Origin of the sequence: Thermotoga sp. RQ7 (assembly GCF_000832145.1) — a bacterium.
Taxonomy (GTDB): domain Bacteria; phylum Thermotogota; class Thermotogae; order Thermotogales; family Thermotogaceae; genus Thermotoga; species Thermotoga neapolitana.
In genome coordinates this window covers 1,177,086-1,200,033 of sequence record NZ_CP007633.1, presented here as the reverse complement: position 1 = coordinate 1,200,033, position 22,948 = coordinate 1,177,086, and the positions used below count along the sequence as shown (strand labels likewise).

The following is a 22,948-nucleotide window of genomic DNA, read 5'->3' as shown; positions in this document are numbered from 1 at the left end:
TCACCTCTCAAAAGACGTTCACACCCAGACCTTCCTCCGAATCGAATCCGATTCCGCTGTTTGGAAAGTCCCTTATGTAGAAGAACACCGAGAAGTTTTCCAGAGAAAAGTCCCTACCGAAAGAGGCAGATACCTTTGCCCCGAGACAGTGGAGTGCCTTCTCAACAGACACGCTGAAAGACCTGACGCTCCAGTTTTCAAGAGAGATCGACAGATCGAAAGTGGGATCTCCATTTTTCATCCCGTAAGAAAGATCCAGATCCTCGCCATCGAAATCCAGTTTTATGGAATGTACGATCTCTTCCCTTTTGAAGTTCCCACGTATCCAGAATCTTTCCAGTTTAAAAGGATCGACCTTCACCTTAGAATACGCCGTTATCCTTGGATCCTCCATGAATAGAAAATCCCTTCCGTATATCCTCATCTGGTCTTCGATGTATTCGATGTTCGCCTTGTCGTAAAAGTAAGTGAAGTAGAGTTTGTTCAGCAACGATCCAGCCCTCTGTTGAAATTCCCATCTGGTGTAACTCTTTTTCAAATCGTCCAGAACGAAACGGGTGGTGGTGTTGATTGTATGAGTCAGATTTCCCGTTTTGAAGGAGAAAGAAGTCTTCAGGTATGGATCGGAAAACTCTTCTTCGATGAAATCGTACGTTGTCTCAAGCGAGGAGTGAAAACCTCCGTAAGAAAAGATCGCCTTCAGGTCCACTTCGTTTCTGGATTCATTCTGTGAGAACTTTCTCAGGTTTTCCCCGCGAACCACGTAGAGTTTGTAGTAACTCTCAAAGGAAAAAGGGTCAAGAGGTACTTTCAGTGTTGTTGTGAAGAAATTCCCGATGCGATAACCGTTCTCTTCGGATCTGTAGATGCCAGCGTATATTTTATCATCCAGTGTTATAAGTTTCCCGAGGGAGAGGTTCTGAAAATCCCAGACGGAGTCCACTTTGAGAAAGCTCACTTCTTCATCGAAGATCCTGTTTTCGAAGAGATACTTTCCGGTGGTGTTGACGTTCACAGTCTGAAGAAGAAAAAACGGGACCGATCGGAATGAAAGGTTCACCGTTCCGGAGGTTTCGCTGCCTTCACCTTCCACACGGGTTTCATGGGTGAAACTGCTCACAGATAGAGTTCCCTGACTCAATTTGAAGGAAGCCCTCTTCAGAGTTACGCGTGGAATGATGTAGGTGCCATCCGATGATTTTTCCAGCACGATGTTCAGATTTCCGTTCATCACTTTTTCTTTCCGCTCGAACCGATACGTTCTTTTGTAACCCTCATCCTGGGAAAAGAGAATCACGTTTTTCTCGTCGAAAAGTTTAACCAGAGCCTCACGAGAGTCCGGTGATTCTTCGTAGTTGACGTTGACCGTCCAGTTTCCCAGTTTGTGGTTCCATTCGAACTCCTTCCAGTTTCCCTCCCCAAGCACGCTCTTTACAGAAAAGAACACAAGACCCTGTGCGTAGGAAACGTTGTACGAGGTCTTCAAATAGGGATTCTGCCCGTATCCAATTTCCACAGAAAAGGGCTGCGGTTTGTCGGAGAGAGAGGTGAAGAACACGGGCTGGTAGAATATCGGTATCTCTAGAAGATAAAAAACCACGTTTTTGGCCAGAAGGTAGTCGTTTTCCCTTATCTCCATGTACGTGGCCTTCAGTTTGTAGTGAGGGGGAATCTCCGAACAGGTGGTGATGTAGCCAAAGTCCACAGTCGTTTTTGAACCCTCGACGGTGATTTCCTCCCCTGACAGGTAGATCTTTTTCTTCTCCCCTTCTATCTCAACGATGGTACTTCCCCTCACGTGGAAAAGAAGGTTCCTTTCACCCTCTGGATAGAAGATCAAGCGGTCGCTTTCCAGAATCGTGTCTTTCTTTCTGTAGACCACTTCTCCAATGGCCTCGAGATATTCTACTCTGTCTTCTTTGTTGAGATGAACAACAGTCTTGCTGGCCTGTATGGTCGCGTCTTTGTAGGTGATCTCCACATTTCCCAGAAAAAGCATCTTGTCTGTGAGTCTTTCCATTTGATCGGACACGATGTTTACCTGAGAGGAGAAAAGGGAAGTGCCGAGGATGAAGATCAAGAGGAGAAAAATCCTGGTGAGGAACTCCCGAATCCTGTAAGCGAAGGCGGTGTCCAGGAGTACAAAAAGGAATCCTCCCACGACGGAAAACACGATGTTTGGGATCCACGGTGCAAAACCAGGATCCAGAAGGTTTTCTTTCCCCATAGCACTGAGCCAGGCTCCGCTTCCCTGGTACAGAACAACAAGAACAAAAGTGAATATCACACCCCAGGATTTGCTTCTGAGTTGAAAGAGCAAAGAGAGTGGCACTCCAACGAGAACTATCACGATGGGTGTCAGAGAATTTGCGTATCTGCTCTGAAGTTCCACTATCCATGGAGAGGGCTTTATGCCGACCTTTCTGAAGAACTCTATTTTCTCTTTGAGCTCTTTTCCAGTCATTTCCCTCGGTGTCTTTCCCACACGAAGGAGGTTTTCTATATCCTCGGTTATGTCGAGTTCCATCTCAGAGAAATGAACGTCCAGTTTCAAAAAACCATCTTTATCCACCGTGTAATACCTTCCATCGAAGAGATACCATCTGTTCTCTCTTTTCTGCACCCTTTTTGCGGTAACGATCTTCTCTTCGCTTCCATACTTGAAGATCACGACGTTCCATAGGGTGTTCGTCTTTTCATCGTACTTTTCAACGTAGAAGTACTGGTCCTCCCCGATTTTCGAGATCACGTTTTCCACAACGAAGACTTCCGGCTTTTTAAGGACGTATCTCGACATGGCTTCCTCTGCTTTGGACTGGTACACCGGAACCACCTGATCGTTGAGAAAGAACACGATCACCGACAGAAGAACGCTCAGAAAAAGAAAAGGAACGATCAGGTTTTTCTGAGAGATACCGTGAACCTGGATGGCCATGAGTTCTCTGTCTTCAGAAAGCTTTGAGAAGGTCCAGAAGATGGAAAGCAGCACACCCACGGGAACGCCCATTGCGACGAAATAGGGCAGATAGTAATAGAGAAGTAGAAAAAGTTTTCCGATACCAACCCTGTGCCGAACGATCAGATCCGAGAGCTGATAGAGGATCTCGATGCTGACAAAGATGATGAAACCGCCAAGTCCTATCAGGAAAGGTACAGCAGAAAGTTTCAGAAGGTACTTAGTCAGTATTTTCAAACAGCACCCCTCCGGCCTTCTTGAAGAGAAGGAGCTCATCGTGGTAGCACTTGTACGGTTCTCCCTGAACCATGTAGACAGAGACCTCCACAATGTTCGTGGCGTAGTCCGCAATGATCTCTATATGACCGGCTATCTCAAGCAAAAGGAGGGCTCTTTTCACGTACTTTGGAGATTCCATCATGTAGAGAAGAAGTTCTTCTCTGACCTTTTCGTACAGATCGTCCACCCTGGAATCCATCCTGCAGACCTCAAAGGATTTTTCCACATTCACATCGGCGAACATTCTCAATGAAAACTTCAGCATCTCCGAGGTCTGGTTCGCCATGGTGGGTATATCCTCCAGCGGCTTCAGTGGAGGCTCCTCCATGAGTTCGAGGACGTTCTTGGCTATATCGTGGCACTTGTCGGCGATGTTTTCTATGAGTTCTGCAACTCTTATACCGGCTGTGACGGTCAGGAGGGGTTTCCCGATGGGAGAAAAGAGCCCCAGGATTTCCATGGCTTTTTCCTGGATCTCCACTTCCATCTGGTCAACGACCTCTTCGTCAGCGATCACTTCTTTTGCCAGTGATTCGTTTCTTTCAACGAGAGCAGATATCGAGTTGCGGAACATCTTCTCTATGAACCATCCTGCCTTCAAGACACCCTTTTTGAACTCCTCGACCCTGTCACTCAACAACCTGTTCACTCGATGCGCCTCCCGTAACCCAGCTTCTCTCTTATAACCGCCACATAGTCGTACTTGATCGGTCTGAGAATTTTGACGTACTTTTCAGCCTTCTGAACGATCACTCTCCTGGTCTTGCCCACCATCGTTCCGTCTATCAACAGGTTGATCTCTCTCTGACATTCTACTGTGACCTTGAAACTGGAGGGTATCACCACGCTTCTGGTCAGAAAGAACTGGGGTGCAATGGGAGAGATCTCCAGAACTTCACATTCAGGGAATATTATTGGTCCACCGATGGAGAGTGAGTACGCTGTAGAGCCCGTTGGAGAAGCGACAACCACTCCGTCGGCGAAGAACCACATGGAAGAATGATGCTCGACATTGACCTCTATTTCCACCATCTTTCCACTCAGGTCTCTCTCCAGGGTGGCGTCGTTCAGCGCCAGGTGCGAACCGATGTCACTCTCCACACGTATGAACCATCTCAACTCCTCCCGAAAGTTCCCCTTCCTCAGATCCTCCAGGAATTGATCCACCTCTTCGAGGGTGTAAGATGTGAGGAATCCCAATCTTCCTGCTTTGAATCCCACCAGAGGTGTTCCGTCGGCGGCTTTCCTTGCTGCCCTGAGCATCGTGCCATCTCCACCGACCACCACTATCAGGTCGGCATCAACGACATTTGAAGCACTTGCCTCGTGGAAGCTTACCACCTCGTGCTCTCTTGAGAGCTTTTCTTTCAACAACACTCCTTCCTTTTCTTTTTCCTCTCTGTACAGAATCGCTATCTTCACGAGAGTCTCACCGCCAGATCGAAGAGAGTTTCAACGAGAAACTCGTCCAGAAAAAGAAGAACGAATATGGCTATCATGGGTGAGATGTCGATCGATCCTATAGGAGGCAGAAAACGTCTTATGGGGTTCAAAACAAGAGAAGAGAGAGAATCGAAAAACCTCCTCACGGGATGGTAATAGTACGGCATGACCCAGCTGAAGATCACCGAAATCACGATTGAAACGATCTCTATATAGATGAAACTCCTCAGAGTCACAGCGATTGCTCTCAACAGGTTTCCTATCACAAACATTCACTTCCCTCCCTCGAATATGGCACTTCCTATTCTAACCATGGTTGCACCTTCTTCTATTGCAACCTCGAAATCGTTACTCATTCCCATGGAAAGCTCCTTCAGTTTTATGTTTCCGCTGAATCTCTGCGACAGTTCATCTCTCAGTTTTCTGAGTTCTCTGAACCCCCACCTCACCTCTTCGGGATCTTCAACGTACGGTGCCATGGTCATGAACCCGAGCACTTCTACGTGATCGAACTTCTGGCAGGTTTTCAGGAACTCTTCGACACTTTCAACGGACAGGCCGGCCTTCGATTCCTCACCGAAGACGTTCACCTCGATCAGTATCTTTTGAATTTTGTTGATCTTTGTTGCCCTCTTTTCAATCTCTTCGAGTTCTTCCACTCTCCAGACGGAGTGTATGAGTTCACACCTTGGCACGATGTATTTCACCTTGTTCGTTTGAATTCTCCCGATGAAATGCCAGATGATGGGTTTTCCTTTGAAATACTCACTCTTTTTGATGAGATCCTGTGCTCTGTTTTCACCAAACTCTCGAATCCCAAGGAGAAAAAGTTCTTCCATCTCCTGAACGTTGGCGTATTTCGAAGCGACAACGAGTTTCACTTCTGAAGGGTCTCTACCCGAACGAAGGGCAGCGTTTTCTATTCGCTCCATGACTTTCTCCAGGTTTTCCTTCAATCCCATACGAAATCACCTCAGAAGAGGCGGTTCTCTGGGAACTCGTATTTGAGGTGTTCGTAGGCCTTTTTTGTTGCGATTCTTCCACGTGGGGTCCTTGCGATGAAACCAGACTGGAGAAGGTAAGGCTCGTACACCTCGCTTAAGGTGTCTGCCTCAACACCGAGAGAGGCGGCGAGGGCGTTCAGACCCACCGGGCCTCCCCTGTACACCTCTATGATCGTCTTCAGAATCTTCCTGTCGAACTCATCCAGTCCTTCTTCGTCTATGTTGAGAATCTCCATGGTCTTCTGAACGATTCTGATGTCTATTCTGTCTGCACCTTCAACTGTGAGCATGTCTCTCACTCTTTTTGTGAGCCTTATTGCGATTCGGGGTGTTCCTCTGGAACGCTTTGCTATCATCTCTGCTGCTTCTTCTTCTATCTCCACATCCATCAGTCTGGCTGCTCGTTTTACGATCTCCTTCAGTTCCTCCGTTGTGTAGAAGTCAAGTTCCAGGATCATACCGAACCTGCTCCTGAGGGGAGAGCTCAGAAGGCCACTTCTTGTTGTGGCTCCAACGAGGGTGAATGGCTGGATGTCTATCCTTATGGACTTTGCACTCGGTCCCTTTCCGATCATTATGTCTATCTGGAAGTCCTCTATTGCAGAATAAAGCACCTCTTCTACGGCTTTGTTCAGCCTGTGAATTTCGTCTATGAACAGCACGTCCCCTCTTTCCAGACTCGTGAGAATTGCGGCCATGTCTCCCTGCTTTGCCAGAACGGGGCCACTGGTTATGTGTATGTTCGTTTGCATCTCGCTTGCGATTATGTGAGCAAGTGTTGTCTTTCCGAGCCCGGGAGGGCCTGCAAGGAGTATGTGGTCGAGTATTTCCCCTCTCATCTTTGCGGCTTTCAGTGCGAGGGAAAGTTTTCTTTTAACCTTCTCCTGTCCGATGAACTCGTCCAGACTTTTGGGCCTTAAGAACTGAACACCGCTGTCGTAAACGGTTCTCTCCGGTGAGAGAAAATCACTCACTGTTTCACCTCTTTGCTTTTTCTGTTCAAATTTCATTTTAGCACAGCGGAAAGGGGTGAACTTGACAAACAAAGGGGGCTTACGCCCCCTCTGATTCTGTGTCGGTTTTCGTTATTTGCTACCACCCATGACAAATCCGATGATCACTCCGACGATTCCAATGGCAACTCCTGCAAGGGCCATGGTCTGAACGTCCGAGATCTTCTTGCTGAGGGTGGCGCTCACACTGTTCACGTCTTCCATCCACGGTTTGGAAGAGACAATCTCGTCAACTTTCTGAGAGAGTTCTGTGTTGCTCTGGCTGAGGCTTTGAATCTCTTCCTCAACCTTGGTGATCCTTGCGGTGACTGCTCCCAGATTTCTCTCAAGGGTGCTGATCTTACCGACGGAGGATTCAACCTGAGAGACTCTCTTTTCGAGGTTTTCCACGCGGCTGTTGACCGTTGTGACCTGCCCTTCAAGGACGCTCACGCGTGCATCAAGTGCCCTTGCTGTCTTTTGCTGTGTTTCAAGGTCGCTCTGGAGCTTGGAAACGAGAACCTTGAGGTTTCCTATTTCTCCTGAGAGTGCTGTGTTGTTTCTTTCAAGATTTGCGGAGATTTCAGAGAGTTTCTGATCGAACGTTTCGGCGTACGCCTTGAGAGTTTTTTCCACGTAATCCTTCAAAGAAGTCTCTGTGTTTTTCACAAGAGCCTCAAGGTTTGCTGTTTTCGTCTCAAGTGTCGAAAGTTTCTTTTCAAGATCGCTCAATCTTGAGACAGTCTGAGATATTCTGGTATCCACGTAATCTTTGCTCACAAAATCTCCAGAGACCTTCGATTCAAGGGCAGCGATCCTGGAGAGGGCGTCGTTTACTCTGGAGTCGAGTTTCTGGATCGTGTCGGACTGGCTCTGCAGTTGACTCATGACTTCCATTCTGAGGTTTTTGAGATCCACGAGAGTTGATTTCAGGTTGGCCACGTCGTTTTTGAGACTTTCAAGATCGGACGTGATTCCCCCGAAGTTATCAGACAGGTTCTGAACCTTCATCAAGGCAGTGCTCACAAGATCCTCGAGTGTAGAAACCTTGTTGATAAGGCCAGAAACATTGGTGGATGGTTGCTTGAGGATGTTGTAGAGTCTGTAGAACGCAACCGCAGCCTGATACCTTGTGAGGTAAGAGTTGCCTTGGAACGTGCCGTCGGGCATTCCGGTGATCACACCGAGTTTTGCCATCTCCGTTACTGCCTCGTAAGCCCAGTGGTTTACGGGAACGTCCTTGAACTGCTGTGAGATACCGATGAGTGCTCCGAGTATCAGAGCGAGTGCCAGAAACTTCCTCATGAAGATACACCTCCCTGGGATTTATCTGTGAACACATGTTCTTCGGACGGGAAAATACCTTCTTTTACTTCCTTTTTGAACTCCTGAAGAGCCTTCAGAATCGTTTCGTACAGGTTTGCGTACCTTTTGGAAAAGCGTGGCGCAAAATCCGGGTTCAGTCCCAAAAGGTCGTGCCACACAAGAACCTGGCCATCGCAGAAACGGCCGGATCCAATACCGATCGTCGGAATGGAGATACCCTCTGTGATCTCCTTTGCCACTTCTTCAACGACCATCTCCAGAACTATGGCGAACGCTCCCCTTTTTTCCAGTTCTCTGGCACTTCTCAGAAGGTACTCTCTGCTTTTTTCCGTCTTTCCTTGGACTCTGTAACCTCCAAAGCGGTTCACGAACTGCGGTGTGAGTCCGATGTGTCCCATCACCGGAATTCCTGATTCAACAAGCCTCTGGACGACATCACCGAATTCCTCTCCACCTTCTATCTTAACCGCATTTGCTCCCACCTTCAAGAACCTTCCAGCGTTCTCTATGGCCTTCTCCAGGGACGGTTGGTAGGAAAGAAAAGGCATATCGGCGACCACAAAGGCTTTCGGTGCTCCTCTTCTGACCGCCGCCACATGTATGAGCATCTCCTCCATCGTCACAGGGATGGTGTTTTCGTACCCAAGAACGTTGTTTCCCAGGGAATCTCCAACGAGTATGATATCTATCCCCGCATCCTGGGCTATTCTGGCGCTGGGAGCGTCGTATGCTGTGACCATCACGATTTTTTCCTTACCCTTCATCTTCTTCAGTTTTTCCACGTTCACTCCCTGCCACCTCCTTCAAAAGATTCACGATCTCATCATAAAAAGAAGCATTCCCAAAGATTTTTTTGAACTCTTCCCGTTCTGCCCTCACCACTTCCCAGTCTCCCCGTCTAACCGGCCCTGTCAGAGCTTTCTCCACACCCATCTTTCCGATGCTTTCCGCAACTCCCTGCATCAAAGTGGAGATGAGACGATCTGGATCTTCCACTCCCATGGAAGAGTATATCCTCTTTGAAAGGTAAGCGAGCGCCACCGGAAAGTTCGAGGCGATAACGGCGGCAAGATGATAGGCCCTTTTCATCTGCGGTGGGATCACGATGTATTTTCCAGATATCGCCTGTGCGATTTCCACGGCAACTCGAATTCCTTCTTCATCTCCCTCGATACCGAACACAATCTGCTCTTTCATCTTCAAAGCCTTCTCAAAGTTGGAAAAGGAGAAGTTGGGATGGAGTGACGCTCTTTTTTCTCTTTTTAGAATATCCGAAGGAAGAAAACCAGAGCAGTGTACGAGAACACCATCTTCAACTCTCAGAATTTCTGTCACACTTTCTATGTGCCTATCTGGAACGATGATGAACACAACCCCATTCAACGGAGGGTGATCCTCCAGAGTGGCAGGTTTTCCTCCGTAAAGTCTGGTGACACCGGTGGCTCGTTCTATGCTACGGGAGATAATGTATCCGAATTCATACCGGCCCTTCAGACACTCAAGGAAGAACCTTGTGAGGTTTCCCGTTCCCACAAAATTCAGAACCATTCCAGTATCTCCTCGATCTTCTCCACGACTTTTGAAGAACTCGTCGATACTATCGCTCTTTTCTGACCGGCCCCACCTTCGATGTTCAGTTCTTCCTTCAGCTTTTCGAAAATCTTTCTGCAATCAAGCCAGTTTGAGACGATCTCAATCCGGTCGGGATACCTCAGCAAGATTACCGTGTTTTCTCTGTCTGCCAGGAATTTCGGAAGATACTTTCCGACCTCCTGCGGACCATCAAAATCGTACACCTCAAAGCGGCCAACCCTCTTCGAAGCCATGCTTTTGGCCAGAAGTGAAGCACAGAGTTCTGCGAGTTTTTCGAGTTTTGAGCTCTTTTCTTTTACGCTTTCCAGAAGGTTTTTCACCCTTTTTTCCAGCTCCTGGGGAGATGTGGTGAGGACAGTGGTCAGGGACCTGATCAATCTGTCTTTGCTTCCGTAGTCCTTCAGAGCACGCTCTCCTGCAACAAAGTACACTCTTGTGAACATCTTTTTGACCTTCTCCGTGTCGACGATTTTTATAAGTCCTATCTCTCCAGTGTTTTCCACGTGGAATCCTCCACACGCTGTGATGTCGAAGTCACCTATCTTCACCACCCTTATCTTTTCTTTCACCTCGGGAATCTTTCTGAGGTTCAAGGTTTCTGCTTCTTTCAGATCCACTTCCGATATTTCCACTCTTTCACACCTTCTCACCACTTCGTTTGCCAAATCTTCCACTTCCTCCAGAACATCTTCCAGGATGAAAGGAGCGCTCAGATCTATTGTTGATATCTCCTCTCCCATGTGAAAACTCACGGTTTCAAGATCGGCCGTCTTGAGAAAGGCAGCGGAGAGTATGTGTTGGGCGGTGTGTTGACAGGCGATGTCTTTCCGTCTGGAAAGATCTATCTCGCAGTCGTACTCACCCGGTTCAAGTTCGGTGTCCAGATAGTGGAGGATGTAGCCGTTTTTTTCTTTCACTTTCAATACTCTTGCAGGACCGATCTTTCCTCTGTCTCCTAGCTGGCCTCCCTTCCCATCTGGATAGAAGGGACTCTCTCTTGCAATCGCTATCACCTGGTTTTCGTTTTTTACAACTTCTTCTACCTTAATGTTTTTCACAAAAGATCCTCCCTCAGCGCGCTACTTTCTCTTTCAGACGCTTAAGCCTGAACAATTCTTCTCGTTCCAGTTCTTCGAGTGTGTCCTGGATATATTTTATCGTTTCTTTGAGGTGAGGTATTATTAAATTTTCCAGGGCGTTCACCCTCTTTTTTGTTTTCTTTGCCTCGTGGGCCAGCCGATACACTTTATTTTCAATTACGGCGACCCTTGCAACCAATTCCAGTGCTTTTCTAAAGACCAAGTAGGCCTGATCGAGAGCGGCGTTCGTACTGTATATCTCATAAGGGATCTCCGTTTCAAACCGTTCAATTTGAATCTCCGGTACCTCAACCCCCATCACGCTACTGAATATGATCTTCATCGCTTTGAATTCAGGTATTCCACTGGCGTATTCTTCCACGCTCTCTATCCCCAGATCCAGATTGGCTTTCTGGAGGGATCTGTACGCCTCTTCAAAGGTACTCAATAATTCCTCCTGAAGTTTTTTTGCTTCCTCTATCAATCCTACGAGTTCTCTCATTATAACAGTTCGCTTTCTTTCCAGAAGATCGTACCCCTGTATTGCAAGTCTCAGTTGCTGCTTCAAAGCTATGAGGTTCCCACGTGTTGGGGCTACACTCATGTTTCATCACTCGCTTTATAGTATTTCTTGATATACTCTCTATTGATCCTGGTCAACTCTGTTTCGGGGAGAATAGAGAGAATTTTCCAGGCAAGATCCAAGGACTGTTCGATTGATCTCTCTTCGTCGAAGCTTTGATTTATGAAAAGGTGCTCGAATTCTTCGCCGAACTTCAAATAGAGCTTATCAATTTCCGGTAGGTCTTCCTCACCCACTATGGAAGCGATAGAACGCACTTCCATCACCCTAGAGTAGGCACTGAAAAGCTGTGAAGCCACATCTGGATGATCTTCTCTAGTGTATCCTTCACCTATGCCGTCTTTCATGAGACGTGATAGCGATGAAAGGATGTCTATTGGAGGGTATATACCCTTTCCAAACAGGGATCTGGACATCACAATTTGCCCTTCTGTTATGTATCCTGTCAAATCCGGTATTGGATGTGTGATGTCGTCGTTTGGCATGGTAAGAATTGGTATCTGAGTAATAGACCCGCTTCTTCCCTTTATTATTCCGGCCCTCTCGTATATCGACGCAAGATCGGAATAGAGATAACCAGGGTATCCCTTTCTTCCAGGGACTTCCCCTCTGTAATTCGAAAGTTCTCTCAAGGCTTCGCAGTAATTTGTCATATCGTTGAGAATAACCAGTACATGCATCCCCAAATCGAAGGCGAGGTACTCGGCAATTGTTAAAGCCACCCTTGGGGTGGCTATCCTTTCAGCCACGGAATCGCTTGCCAAATTCAGCACTACAACCATGTTTTTTATAGCTCCGCTTTCCTCCAGACTTCTCACAATAAAATTTGCATCATCTTTTCTCAGACCTATTGCTGCAAAAACCACGGCAAACTCCTCTTCAGTGGTAACTTTCGCCTGACGTGCTATTTGAACAGCGAGTCTGTTGTATGGTAGACCGTTTCCAGCAAATATGGGGAGTTTCTGACCTCTTATGAGCGTCATCAACACATCTATGCTGGAAATACCTGTCTGAATGAAGTTTCGCGGGTACTCTCTGGCAGAAGGATTTATTGGAGATCCATTGATATCCACGGTTTTCTCAGGAACAATCTCGCCAAGGTTGTCTCTTGGCTTTCCCAGACCATCGAGTGTTCTTCCAAGTAAATCTGGGGAAAGACTTACCTCTAGGGGTTTTCCGAGGAATCTAACACGTGTACCCTCGATATCCATTTCCTCCGTGCCTTCGAACACCTGTATTATTGCAACATTTTCCCCTGCTATGATCACCCTTCCTGTCCTCTTTTCCCCGTTTTCCAGGATCAGTTCAACTACCTCATCGTACCGAACACCACTTACATTTTCCACCACAACGATGGGTCCTCTAATTTCCGATAGACCTGTGTATTCTTTTACCGCCACAGTGTCACCTCGCCTTGTTGGGATAGAGTTTTTCTAATTCTTCAAAGTGATCTGTGAGAGTTTTTTCTATCTCCGCCAGTTCTTCATCAAAGTGATCACTTTCTTTCAAAGTAGAAAGCTTCGAAACGATCTCCGGAGGAAGGATCTTTCCAACAGGTATTGCCTTTTCGAGCATTTTTCGAGCGTTATAATATGTATCAACTATCAACTTCAAGATTTTGAATTGTTTTTCAAGAGGGCAGAATGAATCTACCTTACTAAAGGCGTTTTGTTGGAGGATTCCTGTTTTTATTATGCGTGCTACAAGCACCGTTAATTTCTGGTCATCGGGAAGAACATCTTCACCCATAATCTTGATAATTTGCTGAAGCCTGTCGTCCTCTATCAGGATTCTTAGAGCATCCTCGCGATACCTGGGCCACTCAGGATCAACGTTATCTTTGAACCAATCTTCCAGGGTTTCAACGTATTCACTATAACTTGTGATCCAATTTATAGAGGGATAATGCCTCGAGTAGGCTAGATTCCTGTCCAAAGCCCAGAAACACCTTACGAACCTCTTTGTGTGCTGTGTGACAGGTTCCGAAAAGTCACCACCCGGAGGGGAGACAGCACCTATTATGGTTACAGAACCTACAGTGCCATTGAGATTTTCACACAACCCTGCTCTCTCATAGAACTGAGCGATTCTGGTAGCGAGGTACGAGGGATACCCCTCTTCAACGGGCATTTCTTCCAGTCTACCAGAGAGTTCCCTCAATGCCTCTGCCCATCTGGAGGTAGAATCTGCCATTAAGGCAACGTTGTAGCCCATATCCCTGAAGTACTCAGCAATGGTGATTCCGGTGTATATTGATGCTTCTCTTGCAGAGACTGGCATGTTCGATGTGTTGGCGATCAGAATAGTTCTATCCATTAAAGGTTTCCCTGTCCGTGGGTCCTGGAGTTGAGGAAACTCTTCCAAAACCTCCGTCATCTCGTTACCTCGTTCTCCGCATCCGATATACACAACCACATCTGTATCGGCCCATTTTGCCAGTTGGTGCTGCGTGATGGTCTTTCCCGTACCGAAACCACCAGGTATGGCAGCGGTTCCACCTTTACTGATTGGGAAGAATATGTCTATGACTCTCTGTCCTGTAATCAGTGGAACGGTGGGTTCTAAAAATCTTTTCACAGGTCTTGGAACTCGAACGGGCCACTCTTGATAAAGTTTTATTTCTTCCATTCCGTCTTCCGTCTTCACTACCGCTATTGTATCTGTTACTCTATAATCACCACTCTGCCTTACGTTCACAAGAGTACCTTCTTTTATGTGAGGTGGCACCATTATTCTGTGCCTGATACTGTTTGTTTCCTGGACTTCCGCTATCACGTCTCCTCCCCTTACTCTTTCTCCTTCTCTTTTTAGAACACTTACTGACCAGAATTTGTCTGTGTCCAGTCCGAAGGCTCTCACACCTCTTTTCATGAACGGGCCTGCCTTTTCGAGAAGAGTTCTCAAAGGTCTTTGAATTCCGTCGTAAATGTTCCCGAGAAGCCCTGGCCCCAGGACAACCGACAACATTTTTCCAGTTCTTTCAACAGGCTCACCAGGTTCTAGCATGGATGTTTCTTCGTAAACTTGCACAATGGCGATCTTCCCTCTAAGTGCTATGATCTCTCCGATCAATCCTAACTTTCCAACGTACACCATTTCGTGCATGGAGAGGTCTCCTGTATTGTCCACTTTGACGACAGGGCCGTTTATTTCCAAAATGCGCATCATATTTCACCTACCTTTTTCACTATGATGTCGTATATGGCTTCTTTTCGATCCTCCAGAAATGTGTCGATGGTACTTCTAACCAGCATTCTGTCTTTTTTCAGTAGAATTCCTTCCCTGACATTCGGATCCGAAACAATTTTCTCGCCTCCGACAATTTCGGAAACGATACCAAGATCGTTTGGATTACAGTAAACAGTAAAATTTTCATCCGGTGCCACCCTTCTGGCTTCCTCGTACAACTTTTTGTAGAGTAGCTTTTTTCTCTCTGGAGGTAAGTTCATGAGTTTTTCTTTCAATCGGGAGAGAATCTCCGTGATCAATTTGTTTTTGTAGATGATCTTTTCCCTTCTCAACTCGGCAGTAAGCTTGGAGATTTCTTTGTCGATCATCCGTTTTGCTTCCATCTCTGCTTTCTTCATTGTTGAGGTCTCGAACTCCACGATTTCCTTTTCTATGCGTTCTTTTTCAGCGTTCAGCAGTTGTTCGTATTTTTTCCTCAGTTCTTCTTTTTTCTCTTCTAGACGTTTTCTGAACACGGCAAAAAAGGTTTCAAGTTTCGTCTCAATATCGTTCTCACTCATTCATTTTCACCCCCACCACCTCTTCCACGTATCTTGTGATGAAGTTTTTATCACCACGCCATCCATGTCTGTCTGGAATAACGAACACCAAAGGTAGTTTTCCGGAGATCTTATGAGAATTTATTTCTTCTTGGATTTCCCCTGCCGCCAGTTCAGTAATAAGGAGTATCCCCACGGTTTCATCTTGGAGTGCTTCGTTGAAGGCCTCAAGAGTTTCCTCTCTGCCATGAACAACCGTTCCCATGACACCAGCCAACCGAAGGCCGATAGCAGTATCTATGTTGTCACTGATCAAATAGAACCTCACCTTCATAACCTCCCGAGAATAATAATGCTTATAATGAGACCGTATATTACTATTCCTTCACCCAATCCTACGTAGATGAGAGTTCTTCCAAGCATCTCGGGCTTTTCACTTATTGCGCCAATAGAGGCTGCTCCCGTCATGCCTACTGCAACACCAGCACCAACCGCAGCCAAACCTGTGGAAAGGGCTACCGCAAGAAGGCCAAGACCGTTCGAGGAAGTCTGTTGAGCTGGTGGTTGTGTTGATGGTGTATTCTGTGCATATGCACTTGAAGAAAGCCCCACTACAACAAGAGAAACAAGGAGGGCAAAGGCTACCATGTTACCGAAAAAGATACCCAGTGCTGTTTTCTTTTTAATGGCTTTTTTGGAGAAGTAGATACCACTCGCTAGCGTCACCACTACCAGAAGAGTTGCCAGTACCAGAAGAAACATGTTCACACCTCCCATCAGAGTTTGTATCTTTCTGGATTGAACTCTTTTCCACTGTCCTTGAAAAATCTGGTGAAGAATTCATAAAATTCTAGCCTCATCGTCTGAATGAATACCACAAGTCCCTCCAAGCCAAGTATGATCAGATTTCCAAGGAGAAGCACGGTGAATTTTGCAATGGAACTTTTTGTCATCTGCGCCATGGTGTAAAACGCCAGAAACAATCCAGCGTGATTCAGAGCGAACGCGCCTAATCTCACAAAAGATAGTGTGTTGCTGAAATAACTTATTAAAACTTCGAAAACTTCGAAGAATGCTTGTACCAATCTCTCTGATAAAGGCGCCTGTGTAGAGAGGAAACTGTGAACGTACAGAATCCCAACGAGGACTCCTATCAAAACAAAACCTGCTTTTGGAAAGGTTCCTTCTTTGAAGAAGATCAGGATTGACACTACGGCTGTCCAGTAAATTAGTATTCCCAGTATTCCGTTGTAATCAAGGAAAATCTCGAATCTTTCCCGATTTTTCAATTTGTTGATGATGTTCAAAACCATGGCAAGAGTAACTACAAAGATTCCTACGTATATGGAAAAACTGAGGAAGTAATCTATGTTTTCCATTGGACGCTTCCACAGTGGTGGTAGAGCATCATAACCGAATATGCTTCCGTAAAACATCCCGAATACGGAGGAGGATATCCCCGCCGATCCAATTATGTAGAGAAGATCGTTCTTGAATCTCCTGTACAACCCAAAACCGAACAGTGCTAGGGCCAAACCATGACCGATGTCACCGAACATCATTCCGAAAAACATTAAAAACATTATGGCAGTCAGAGGGGTGGGATCTATTTCATCACTGGAAGGAAGTCCAAACATCCGTGTTATGTACTCGAAATGCTTGAAAAACCCTTTGTTTCTCAACAGAGTCGGCGGCTTTTCTTTCGGCTGACAACGAAGAAAAATGATACCAAGATCAAAACTGGCAAATTTTTCTAATTCCTCCAAAGTTGATCTTGTTGTCCAACCCGATATTACGAAAAAGTTTTCGGTAGTTCCCGCTTTCTGGAAGAGTTCCTGTACATTCTTCAAAACGTACATGTAATCGAAATATTTCTCTATGAAACGTCTGTTTTTGAAGAATTCCTTTTTTACAGAAGATTGCAGTATCGCTATTTCCATCTCCAGAACCTTCAACTCATCCTCAAGGTACGAACAGATTTCCTGAGGTGTTCCTGAATAGTTTTCAGAGAGTGTGTACTCTACAAAACCGGCTGTCGACAACACGCCTTCCATATTCAGATCTAATCTGTGTACTATGAGGAGCCAAGTGTTCTCTTCACCAACTTCTATTTCAAGAATCAGGGCATCTTCATTCTTCACACTGTCTTTTAAGCGCTGAACATAGTCGTTTCCTATGGTACCGAATCGATATCTAAATAAGACTGATTCTCTCATATCTTCCAGTTTCACATCAATTGAGTGAAGTTTCTGAACTATCTCCAGATCCTTAAGTTTCCTATCCCTCTCCTGCCTCAATATCTCCAATCTTTCACGCAAGGTTTCTATGGCAGGAAACGTTTCTTCCATGAACTTTTTTATATCCATTAGAGAAACTTTCCTAGAAATATCTACAGCCTTTGGATTGGGTGAAGGTTTTTCCTCTGCTATTTCGTACAGTTTCATCAGTTTTTCATAAATATCATTGTAAGAGACACTCTCGGGCGATTTCAGATACTCAAGTATTTCTTCCTCAATCACCTGCTCCAAAGGGATTACTTCCACGTTTTCCGTGTCCAAAAACTTTTTCACAAGCATTTCAGCGGTATCTTTAATGGTGATAGCACTGAATGCAACGAGTTTTTCTTGCATCTTCACCACTCCCCAAAGATCACAAGGTAATATTTAGCCTCTTCCGAGCTCAAACCGTATCTCTTCGTTTCAATTATGGTTACTAGATCTTTGTACTCGTATTCCCTGATGTAAACGTATCCAACTGCGACATTGCATCCATTCTGAACATCGTTTGAGAGCCTTTCAGCCCTGTCCAGAAGAACACGATCGCATATCCTTTCTATGGTGAAAGGCAATTTTGATTCTTCCATGTCTTCGAAGTACCTACCATACGGTGTTTGCATGAGTTTTTTCAAAAATTCGTTTGTAGAAGAAACGGTCGAAAGTTCTGAGAAAAATTGCTTTTTCAGGTAACCCTGGAAAGGTGTAAGTAAGTTCAACACTTCTGGTGTTTGTAGTTTGAACAACAATCGCGCTCTGTATACCCACTGAATGTTCGTGAGGTCGATGTGAGTGTAAAAGAGGTGCTTAAAGCCTTGTGCATACAATGAAGTACTGCTCAGTCTTCTTTTCACTGTGAGGAAATACCAAAGATCCAGGGCATTTAGCAAATGGTGAACTTTCCCAGAATTTTGGTAATTTCTGTAAGCGCTTTCTAACCCGGCGTAGTATTCGCTTTCTTTTAAAACGTTCCACAGTTCTTCCATGTTCTTCACCGAAAGAAGACGAGCTTCATCAATACTTTTGTGGTAGACTGGATATAATTTGGATTCACTGAGATTTTCAGGATGGCCCGAGTGTATCACACGGATGGCGAATTTTATGTTCTCGATCTCGAATTTCTTTTCGAACAACAGAAAGATTCTTTTCGCATCGTTTGGAAGATAGAAGTACACCTTGTAAAGGTCCTGTACAATGGATCCCCTGAGTAAAATCTCCAGGTCTCTCCGGTGAAGCTTGGATACATCTACTTCCTTCAAGATCTCCCTGTAATGTGTGTTCTGTTTTAGATAATCGGCTATTTCAACAACGCTCTTAGTTTTCATTAGTTGTTCAAAATCGTCCCTTGTTAACATCTTCGACTTCATTGCTTTCACTTTGGCTGAAAGGCTGGCAAATCGCACTCTATCACTCCTCTGGTAACAGTGTGTTCAATATTTCTGTGACGAGTTCATCGATCTGATTTCTTATTTTCTCCATGCGTTCTTTCATCTCCACACGCTCCCTTTCTATCTTTGCTTCCAACCTTTTTATCTCCATCTTTGCGTTTTCAATGACTTCTCCATACCGCATGTTTATCGTCTTTTTCCTCTGCTCCTCGAGCACTTTCAATTTCTCCAGTTCTATTTTGTATTCACTTTCCATCTCTTCCTCCAGTTTCCGTAACTGTTCCTTGAAGCGCTTTTCTCTTTCCACCAGAGTTTTCACGATCTCTTCCACGCTGCGCTCCACTCATATCTTCCCCCTTCCGCTCATTTTTCCGAGAGATTTCCAGATCTTCACCACGAATCTGATAATTCTTCTTCTCATCAGAAAGTTTGCTATCTCCTGTTCTTTGCTAGAGATAACGACAGCACTCAGCATGAAAAAGCCTGTACCAAAGAGTACTATCCAATAGTTTTGAAGCACGAAGGAGTACGTATAAATCCAGAAAGTGTGAAATATCCTGTCAACGATGTTGAAATCGGGGGTTGGAAGTTTTATTACCTCATAGTTTACACCCTTTGGTGAGACATGAACCTTTATGAAGTGATAAAAATAGTGCTCAGGATTAGTGCCGAAGAGCTCTGCACCCGCTCCCCCTGTGATGATATACGGCACACCGTTCCATTCTCCTCTGAAGTAACCGTGGATGTGCCCGGCAAAGACCATAGTAATATCGTACTTCTTTAGAATGTTCAAGAGAGTGAGAGCATTTTTCAAGTCTTTCATGGAGTGTCCCGGTTGCTTTTTTACCCTGGGGTCGTATATCGGAACGTGCATGAAGACAAACCTGTACTTGTAAGATCTGGATTTTTCAAGTTCCCCTTCCAGCCATGCCAATTGATATGAATCAACACATTTTTCGTTCGCATTGTTCAACACTATGAAGTAGGAATTTCCCACATGGAAGGAATAGTAGAGGGGTCCAAAGATTTTCAGATAATTTCCTGGATCGTCCGCTAGATCATGGTTTCCTGGAACGTGGAGCACGGGTACTTTGAATCTCTTGAGTTGCTTCAAATACAATCCCCATTTGAACACAGAACCATCAAAAACCATATCACCCGTGTTGATTGCAAAGGAAACAACAGGGTCTTCGTTCACCGCACTTATCAATTTGGAGAAGGTGGAGATGGAGTTTTTGTTATCACCAAACACAACGAAGGTAAAATTGTCTGTTAGTTTCTCTTTTTCTATGCGCCGGATGTTTTTGTATATGAGATCCCTTTCAGGGATGACAAACATGTAAGTGTCTAGAATCTTCAAAACCGAAAGACCAATCAGCGTGAACGCGATGCCTATGAGAAACAATCGCATCTTTCACCCTCCTTACATGTGAATAGATTATACTCCTTTGCATGACCTACGGTGTTTCAATTGAGACTTTCAGTTGTTAACACTCCTTTAAGTCAATGTGCATGGTACAATTTTAAAAAGACCTGAAGGAGGTGTATCCATGAGGCTTGAAGGAAAGGTGTGCATGATCACAGGAGCTGCGAGTGGAATAGGAAAGGCCGCTTCTCTTCTTTTTGCTCAAGAGGGTGCGATCGTGGCCGCGTGTGATGTGTCCGAGTCCAGTCTCAACAGCCTCGTTGAAGAAGCGAAGGATCTTCCAGGAAAGGTGGAACCCTACGTACTCGATGTGACGAACAGAGAGCAGGTAAAAGAGGTTGTGGAAAGCATTGTTCAAAAATACGGCCGCATCGACGTTCTGGTGAACAACGCAGGAATAACAAGGGATGCTCTTCTTGTGAGAATGAAGGAAGAGGACTGGGATGCGGTGATAAACGTGAACCTGAAGGGAGTTTTCAACGTAACACAGGCGGTGGTTCCGCACATGATCAAACAAAGAAGCGGATCGATCATAAACGTATCCTCCGTGGTGGGTGTCTATGGAAATCCCGGTCAGACCAACTACGCTGCTTCCAAGGCAGGTGTCATTGGAATGACAAAAACGTGGGCAAAGGAACTCGCCGGGAGAAACATCAGGGTGAACGCCGTGGCCCCCGGTTTCATAGAGACACCGATGACAGAGAAACTCCCGGATAAAGCACGCGAAGCGGCGCTCTCCAGAATACCTCTCGGCCGGTTTGGAAAACCCGAAGAGGTGGCACAGGTTTACCTGTTTCTTGCATCCGACGAGTCGAGTTACATCACAGGACAGGTGATAGGAGTGGATGGGGGCCTCGTGATCTGAGGCCCCTCATCTTCTGAAGACTTCAGTTCCTTCTATGAAAACCCTCTCTACCCTGGATTTCATGTCGAACGGATGACCACTCCACACCACAAGATCAGCATCCTTTCCAGGCTCTATGGTACCCAACCTGTCTTCCATCCCAAGGATCTTCGCAGGATTCACCGTCAAGATCTTCAGGAGTTCTTCCTCTTTTGCACCGTATCTCAGGGCGGTTGCTGCCTGGACTGTTGCAAATTCGAGTGGAATCACCGGATGATCACACATCAATGCAATGAGCACTCCATCTTTCATGAGTTTTGCGATGGCCTCCATTGTGAGATCCTTCAGTTCCAGTTTCGTTCTGAAAGTGAGAAGTGGCCCTACAACGACAGGTACGTTCTTTTCTGCAAGGATCCTGGAGATCTTGTAGGCTTCCGTTCCGTGCTCTATCACAAGGTTGAAACCGAACTCCTCGGCTATCCTGATGGCTGTGAGGATGTCGTCTGCCCGATGGGCGTGCATTCGTGCGGGGATCTTCTTTCTCAAAACCATCCCTCCGATTTCCATCTTCAGATCCGTTTCGGTGAACTCTTTTCCCTCTTTCTCTGCGAGTTCCTTTTTCTTCATGTAGTTTTTCACTTTTATGAAGTAATCTCTGATCACACCGGCCGTTCCCATCCTCGTTGAGGGGGTCTGTTTTCTTTCACCGTAAACTCTTTTTGGGTTTTCACCGAACGCCATCTTCAGGCCTGCAGGGTCTTTCACCACACACTCTTCCACAACGATGGACTTGAATTTCACAACGCTTCCCTGCCCGCCTATCGGATTGGCGCTTCCAGGAACGATCATCACCGTTGTGACTCCACCGGCAAGAGCCCTTTCGATCGCCGGGTCCTGCGGGTTGAAGCCGTCCAGTGCCTTCACATGGGGAGTGACAGGATCCGTTGCTTCGTTTCCATCGCTGTAATAGTAGCCTACCCCCTCTTCGAAAAGGCCGATGTGCGAGTGAGCATCTATGAAGCCAGGAAAAAGGAACTTTCCGGTCAGATCAACGATTTCGGCGTCTGGATCTTCAAGGTTTTCCCCCACCTTCTCTATCTTTCCGTTCGAGACCAGAACGTCTCCTTTAAAGGGTTTTGAAGAGATGGGAAATACCATCGCGTTTTTAAAGAGCACCTTCATGTTCATCCCTCCCCTTTTGGTTCGTACTGCGAACTATTTTAGCACGTTCGAGACTGGAAAGTAAAATGGAGGCCAGAAGAAGAAACGATCCGATCATCTGTTCTGAAGAGAGAGTTTCCCCCAGAACAAGATAGGAAAGGCTTGCCGCGAAAACAGGTTCTCCAAGAAAAACAAGAGCCGATATGTTGTTTCCAAGCACCTTCTGATACTTCGCCTGAAGATAAATGGCGAGTATCGTAGCGAACACGGCTGTGAAGAGTGCACTTCCAAACGCAAGGAAGTTGAATCTCCAGTCTTTGAAGAACAGACTCAGAATCAGGTTGAATACGGTGACCACGAGAAACTGGGGAAAGAGAAGGTCTTTTTCGTCAACCCGTTTTGAAAATCGTGTTATCAGCACCACATGAAGAGCAAAGCCCACCGCACAGAAAACCGTCAGAAGGTCCCCCAGGTTGAGTCCTTCGATTCTTCCAGAGATCATATAGAGTCCCAGCGATCCCACAAGAAACGAAACGATCTGAAAAGGTGTGGGAACTTCTTTCTCTATGAAGTAGGCGAAGATCGGAACAAACACTATGTAAAGCGACGTTATGAAACCACTCTTTGTGGAAGTGGTGAGTGTGAGCCCCCACGTCTGTGCGGTGTACGCTACACCGAGAACAACACCCAGGATCGCTCCGTACCTGAAGTTTCCCTTTCCAAACAAAAGATAAGAAAGAACAGCTGCTACAGTGAACCTGACAGCGATATAAAAGGTGGGAGAGGCCCCCACCAGCGCTATTTTCTGAAGAGGAAACGTGGAACCCCAGATGAACGTGACGAAAAGCAGACTGAGCAGTGCTTTTAACAAAC

The 22,948-nt window shown here is 45.9% G+C and carries 23 protein-coding genes; 1 reads left to right on the top strand and 22 read right to left on the bottom strand.

The window, feature by feature from the left end:
* Positions 1–7: 7 nt before the first annotated feature.
* The 20 genes from TRQ7_RS06000 to TRQ7_RS05905 all read right to left on the bottom strand — a co-directional run bounded on the left by TRQ7_RS06000 (position 8) and on the right by TRQ7_RS05905 (position 20,055).
* Complete coding sequence (locus TRQ7_RS06000; RefSeq protein WP_041844226.1) at positions 8–3,193, bottom strand: LptF/LptG family permease; 3,186 nt, start codon at positions 3,191–3,193, stop codon at positions 8–10.
* Positions 3,177–3,884 (bottom strand): phosphate signaling complex protein PhoU, encoded by a 708-nt coding sequence (gene phoU, locus TRQ7_RS05995; protein ID WP_041844225.1) that lies wholly within the window; start codon positions 3,882–3,884, stop codon positions 3,177–3,179. The genes TRQ7_RS06000 and phoU overlap by 17 nt, the downstream gene beginning before the upstream one ends.
* A complete protein-coding gene (locus TRQ7_RS05990) occupies positions 3,881–4,657 on the bottom strand; it encodes an NAD(+) kinase (protein ID WP_015919424.1) in 777 nt (258 codons plus the stop codon). The genes phoU and TRQ7_RS05990 overlap by 4 nt, the downstream gene beginning before the upstream one ends.
* A complete protein-coding gene (locus TRQ7_RS05985) occupies positions 4,654–4,950 on the bottom strand; it encodes a YggT family protein (RefSeq protein WP_041844224.1) in 297 nt (98 codons plus the stop codon). Before TRQ7_RS05985 ends, TRQ7_RS05990 begins: the two co-directional genes overlap by 4 nt.
* On the bottom strand, positions 4,951–5,640 hold the full coding sequence (locus TRQ7_RS05980; protein WP_041844223.1) for a YggS family pyridoxal phosphate-dependent enzyme: 690 nt from the start codon (positions 5,638–5,640) through the stop codon (positions 4,951–4,953).
* An 11-nt stretch (positions 5,641–5,651) separates the two neighbouring features.
* Positions 5,652–6,656, bottom strand: a complete 1,005-nt coding sequence (gene ruvB, locus TRQ7_RS05975; RefSeq protein WP_038067307.1) for a Holliday junction branch migration DNA helicase RuvB — start codon at positions 6,654–6,656, stop codon at positions 5,652–5,654.
* 111 nt (positions 6,657–6,767) lie between these two features.
* A complete protein-coding gene (locus TRQ7_RS05970; RefSeq protein WP_041844222.1) occupies positions 6,768–7,979 on the bottom strand; it encodes an S-layer homology domain-containing protein in 1,212 nt (403 codons plus the stop codon).
* Positions 7,976–8,788, bottom strand: a complete 813-nt coding sequence (panB, locus tag TRQ7_RS05965) for a 3-methyl-2-oxobutanoate hydroxymethyltransferase (protein WP_041844221.1) — start codon at positions 8,786–8,788, stop codon at positions 7,976–7,978. Before panB ends, TRQ7_RS05970 begins: the two co-directional genes overlap by 4 nt.
* Positions 8,754–9,548, bottom strand: coding sequence for a DUF2520 domain-containing protein (locus TRQ7_RS05960; protein ID WP_041844220.1), 795 nt, complete (start codon positions 9,546–9,548; stop codon positions 8,754–8,756). The genes panB and TRQ7_RS05960 overlap by 35 nt, the downstream gene beginning before the upstream one ends.
* Positions 9,539–10,651 carry an alanyl-tRNA editing protein gene (locus TRQ7_RS05955; protein WP_041844219.1) on the bottom strand — a complete coding sequence of 371 codons (1,113 nt, stop codon included), beginning with the start codon at positions 10,649–10,651 and terminating at the stop codon, positions 9,539–9,541. Before TRQ7_RS05955 ends, TRQ7_RS05960 begins: the two co-directional genes overlap by 10 nt.
* Positions 10,652–10,664: 13 nt before the next feature.
* On the bottom strand, positions 10,665–11,276 hold the full coding sequence (locus TRQ7_RS05950) for a V-type ATP synthase subunit D (protein WP_015919415.1): 612 nt from the start codon (positions 11,274–11,276) through the stop codon (positions 10,665–10,667).
* On the bottom strand, positions 11,273–12,655 hold the full coding sequence (locus TRQ7_RS05945; RefSeq protein WP_015919414.1) for a V-type ATP synthase subunit B: 1,383 nt from the start codon (positions 12,653–12,655) through the stop codon (positions 11,273–11,275). The genes TRQ7_RS05950 and TRQ7_RS05945 overlap by 4 nt, the downstream gene beginning before the upstream one ends.
* A gap of 4 nt (positions 12,656–12,659) precedes the next feature.
* On the bottom strand, positions 12,660–14,420 hold the full coding sequence (locus TRQ7_RS05940; protein WP_144399163.1) for a V-type ATP synthase subunit A: 1,761 nt from the start codon (positions 14,418–14,420) through the stop codon (positions 12,660–12,662).
* On the bottom strand, positions 14,420–15,004 hold the full coding sequence (locus tag TRQ7_RS05935) for a V-type ATP synthase subunit E (protein WP_041844218.1): 585 nt from the start codon (positions 15,002–15,004) through the stop codon (positions 14,420–14,422). Before TRQ7_RS05935 ends, TRQ7_RS05940 begins: the two co-directional genes overlap by 1 nt.
* Positions 14,997–15,311 carry a V-type ATP synthase subunit F gene (locus TRQ7_RS05930; protein WP_038067304.1) on the bottom strand — a complete coding sequence of 105 codons (315 nt, stop codon included), beginning with the start codon at positions 15,309–15,311 and terminating at the stop codon, positions 14,997–14,999. Before TRQ7_RS05930 ends, TRQ7_RS05935 begins: the two co-directional genes overlap by 8 nt.
* Before the next feature lie 2 nt (positions 15,312–15,313).
* The gene (locus TRQ7_RS05925; protein WP_038067300.1) at positions 15,314–15,745 is read right to left on the bottom strand and encodes an ATP synthase subunit C; all 432 of its coding nucleotides are present in this window, start codon (positions 15,743–15,745) and stop codon (positions 15,314–15,316) included.
* Positions 15,746–15,759: 14 nt separating this feature from the next.
* A complete protein-coding gene (locus tag TRQ7_RS05920; RefSeq protein WP_038067297.1) occupies positions 15,760–17,613 on the bottom strand; it encodes a V-type ATPase 116kDa subunit family protein in 1,854 nt (617 codons plus the stop codon).
* Between the two features lie 2 nt (positions 17,614–17,615).
* Positions 17,616–18,659, bottom strand: a complete 1,044-nt coding sequence (locus TRQ7_RS05915; protein ID WP_015919408.1) for a V-type ATPase subunit — start codon at positions 18,657–18,659, stop codon at positions 17,616–17,618.
* 4 nt (positions 18,660–18,663) lie between these two features.
* Positions 18,664–18,987 carry a hypothetical protein gene (locus TRQ7_RS05910; RefSeq protein ID WP_015919407.1) on the bottom strand — a complete coding sequence of 108 codons (324 nt, stop codon included), beginning with the start codon at positions 18,985–18,987 and terminating at the stop codon, positions 18,664–18,666.
* The gene (locus TRQ7_RS05905) at positions 18,988–20,055 is read right to left on the bottom strand and encodes a metallophosphoesterase (RefSeq protein ID WP_015919406.1); all 1,068 of its coding nucleotides are present in this window, start codon (positions 20,053–20,055) and stop codon (positions 18,988–18,990) included.
* A 139-nt stretch (positions 20,056–20,194) separates the two neighbouring features.
* Here TRQ7_RS05905 and fabG point away from each other — a divergent pair, with 139 nt between their 5' ends.
* Entirely contained in the window at positions 20,195–20,935 is a 741-nt protein-coding gene (gene fabG / locus TRQ7_RS05900; RefSeq protein ID WP_041844217.1) for a 3-oxoacyl-[acyl-carrier-protein] reductase, read from the top strand.
* A 6-nt stretch (positions 20,936–20,941) separates the two neighbouring features.
* Here the strand turns inward: fabG and TRQ7_RS05895 are convergent, their stop codons facing one another.
* On the bottom strand, positions 20,942–22,096 hold the full coding sequence (locus TRQ7_RS05895; protein ID WP_041844216.1) for an amidohydrolase: 1,155 nt from the start codon (positions 22,094–22,096) through the stop codon (positions 20,942–20,944).
* On the bottom strand, positions 22,080–22,946 hold the full coding sequence (locus TRQ7_RS05890; RefSeq protein WP_015919403.1) for a DMT family transporter: 867 nt from the start codon (positions 22,944–22,946) through the stop codon (positions 22,080–22,082). The genes TRQ7_RS05895 and TRQ7_RS05890 overlap by 17 nt, the downstream gene beginning before the upstream one ends.
* Positions 22,947–22,948: the final 2 nt, after the last annotated feature.

Excerpts from the sequence above, each read along its gene's own strand:
- TRQ7_RS05950 (WP_015919415.1), bottom strand. The coding sequence starts at position 11,276 with ATGAGTGTAGCCCCAACACGTGGGAACCTCATAGCTTTGAAGCAGCAA.
- TRQ7_RS05935 (WP_041844218.1), bottom strand. The coding sequence starts at position 15,004 with ATGAGTGAGAACGATATTGAGACGAAACTTGAAACCTTTTTTGCCGTG.
- TRQ7_RS05920 (WP_038067297.1), bottom strand. The coding sequence starts at position 17,613 with ATGCAAGAAAAACTCGTTGCATTCAGTGCTATCACCATTAAAGATACC.
- TRQ7_RS05960 (WP_041844220.1), bottom strand. The coding sequence starts at position 9,548 with ATGGTTCTGAATTTTGTGGGAACGGGAAACCTCACAAGGTTCTTCCTT.
- TRQ7_RS05985 (WP_041844224.1), bottom strand. The coding sequence starts at position 4,950 with ATGTTTGTGATAGGAAACCTGTTGAGAGCAATCGCTGTGACTCTGAGG.
- TRQ7_RS05940 (WP_144399163.1), bottom strand. The coding sequence starts at position 14,420 with ATGCGCATTTTGGAAATAAACGGCCCTGTCGTCAAAGTGGACAATACA.
- TRQ7_RS05970 (WP_041844222.1), bottom strand. The coding sequence starts at position 7,979 with ATGAGGAAGTTTCTGGCACTCGCTCTGATACTCGGAGCACTCATCGGT.
- TRQ7_RS05925 (WP_038067300.1), bottom strand. The coding sequence starts at position 15,745 with ATGTTTCTTCTGGTACTGGCAACTCTTCTGGTAGTGGTGACGCTAGCG.
- TRQ7_RS05980 (WP_041844223.1), bottom strand. The coding sequence starts at position 5,640 with ATGGGATTGAAGGAAAACCTGGAGAAAGTCATGGAGCGAATAGAAAAC.
- fabG (WP_041844217.1), top strand. The coding sequence starts at position 20,195 with ATGAGGCTTGAAGGAAAGGTGTGCATGATCACAGGAGCTGCGAGTGGA.
- TRQ7_RS05895 (WP_041844216.1), bottom strand. The coding sequence starts at position 22,096 with ATGAAGGTGCTCTTTAAAAACGCGATGGTATTTCCCATCTCTTCAAAA.
- TRQ7_RS05905 (WP_015919406.1), bottom strand. The coding sequence starts at position 20,055 with ATGCGATTGTTTCTCATAGGCATCGCGTTCACGCTGATTGGTCTTTCG.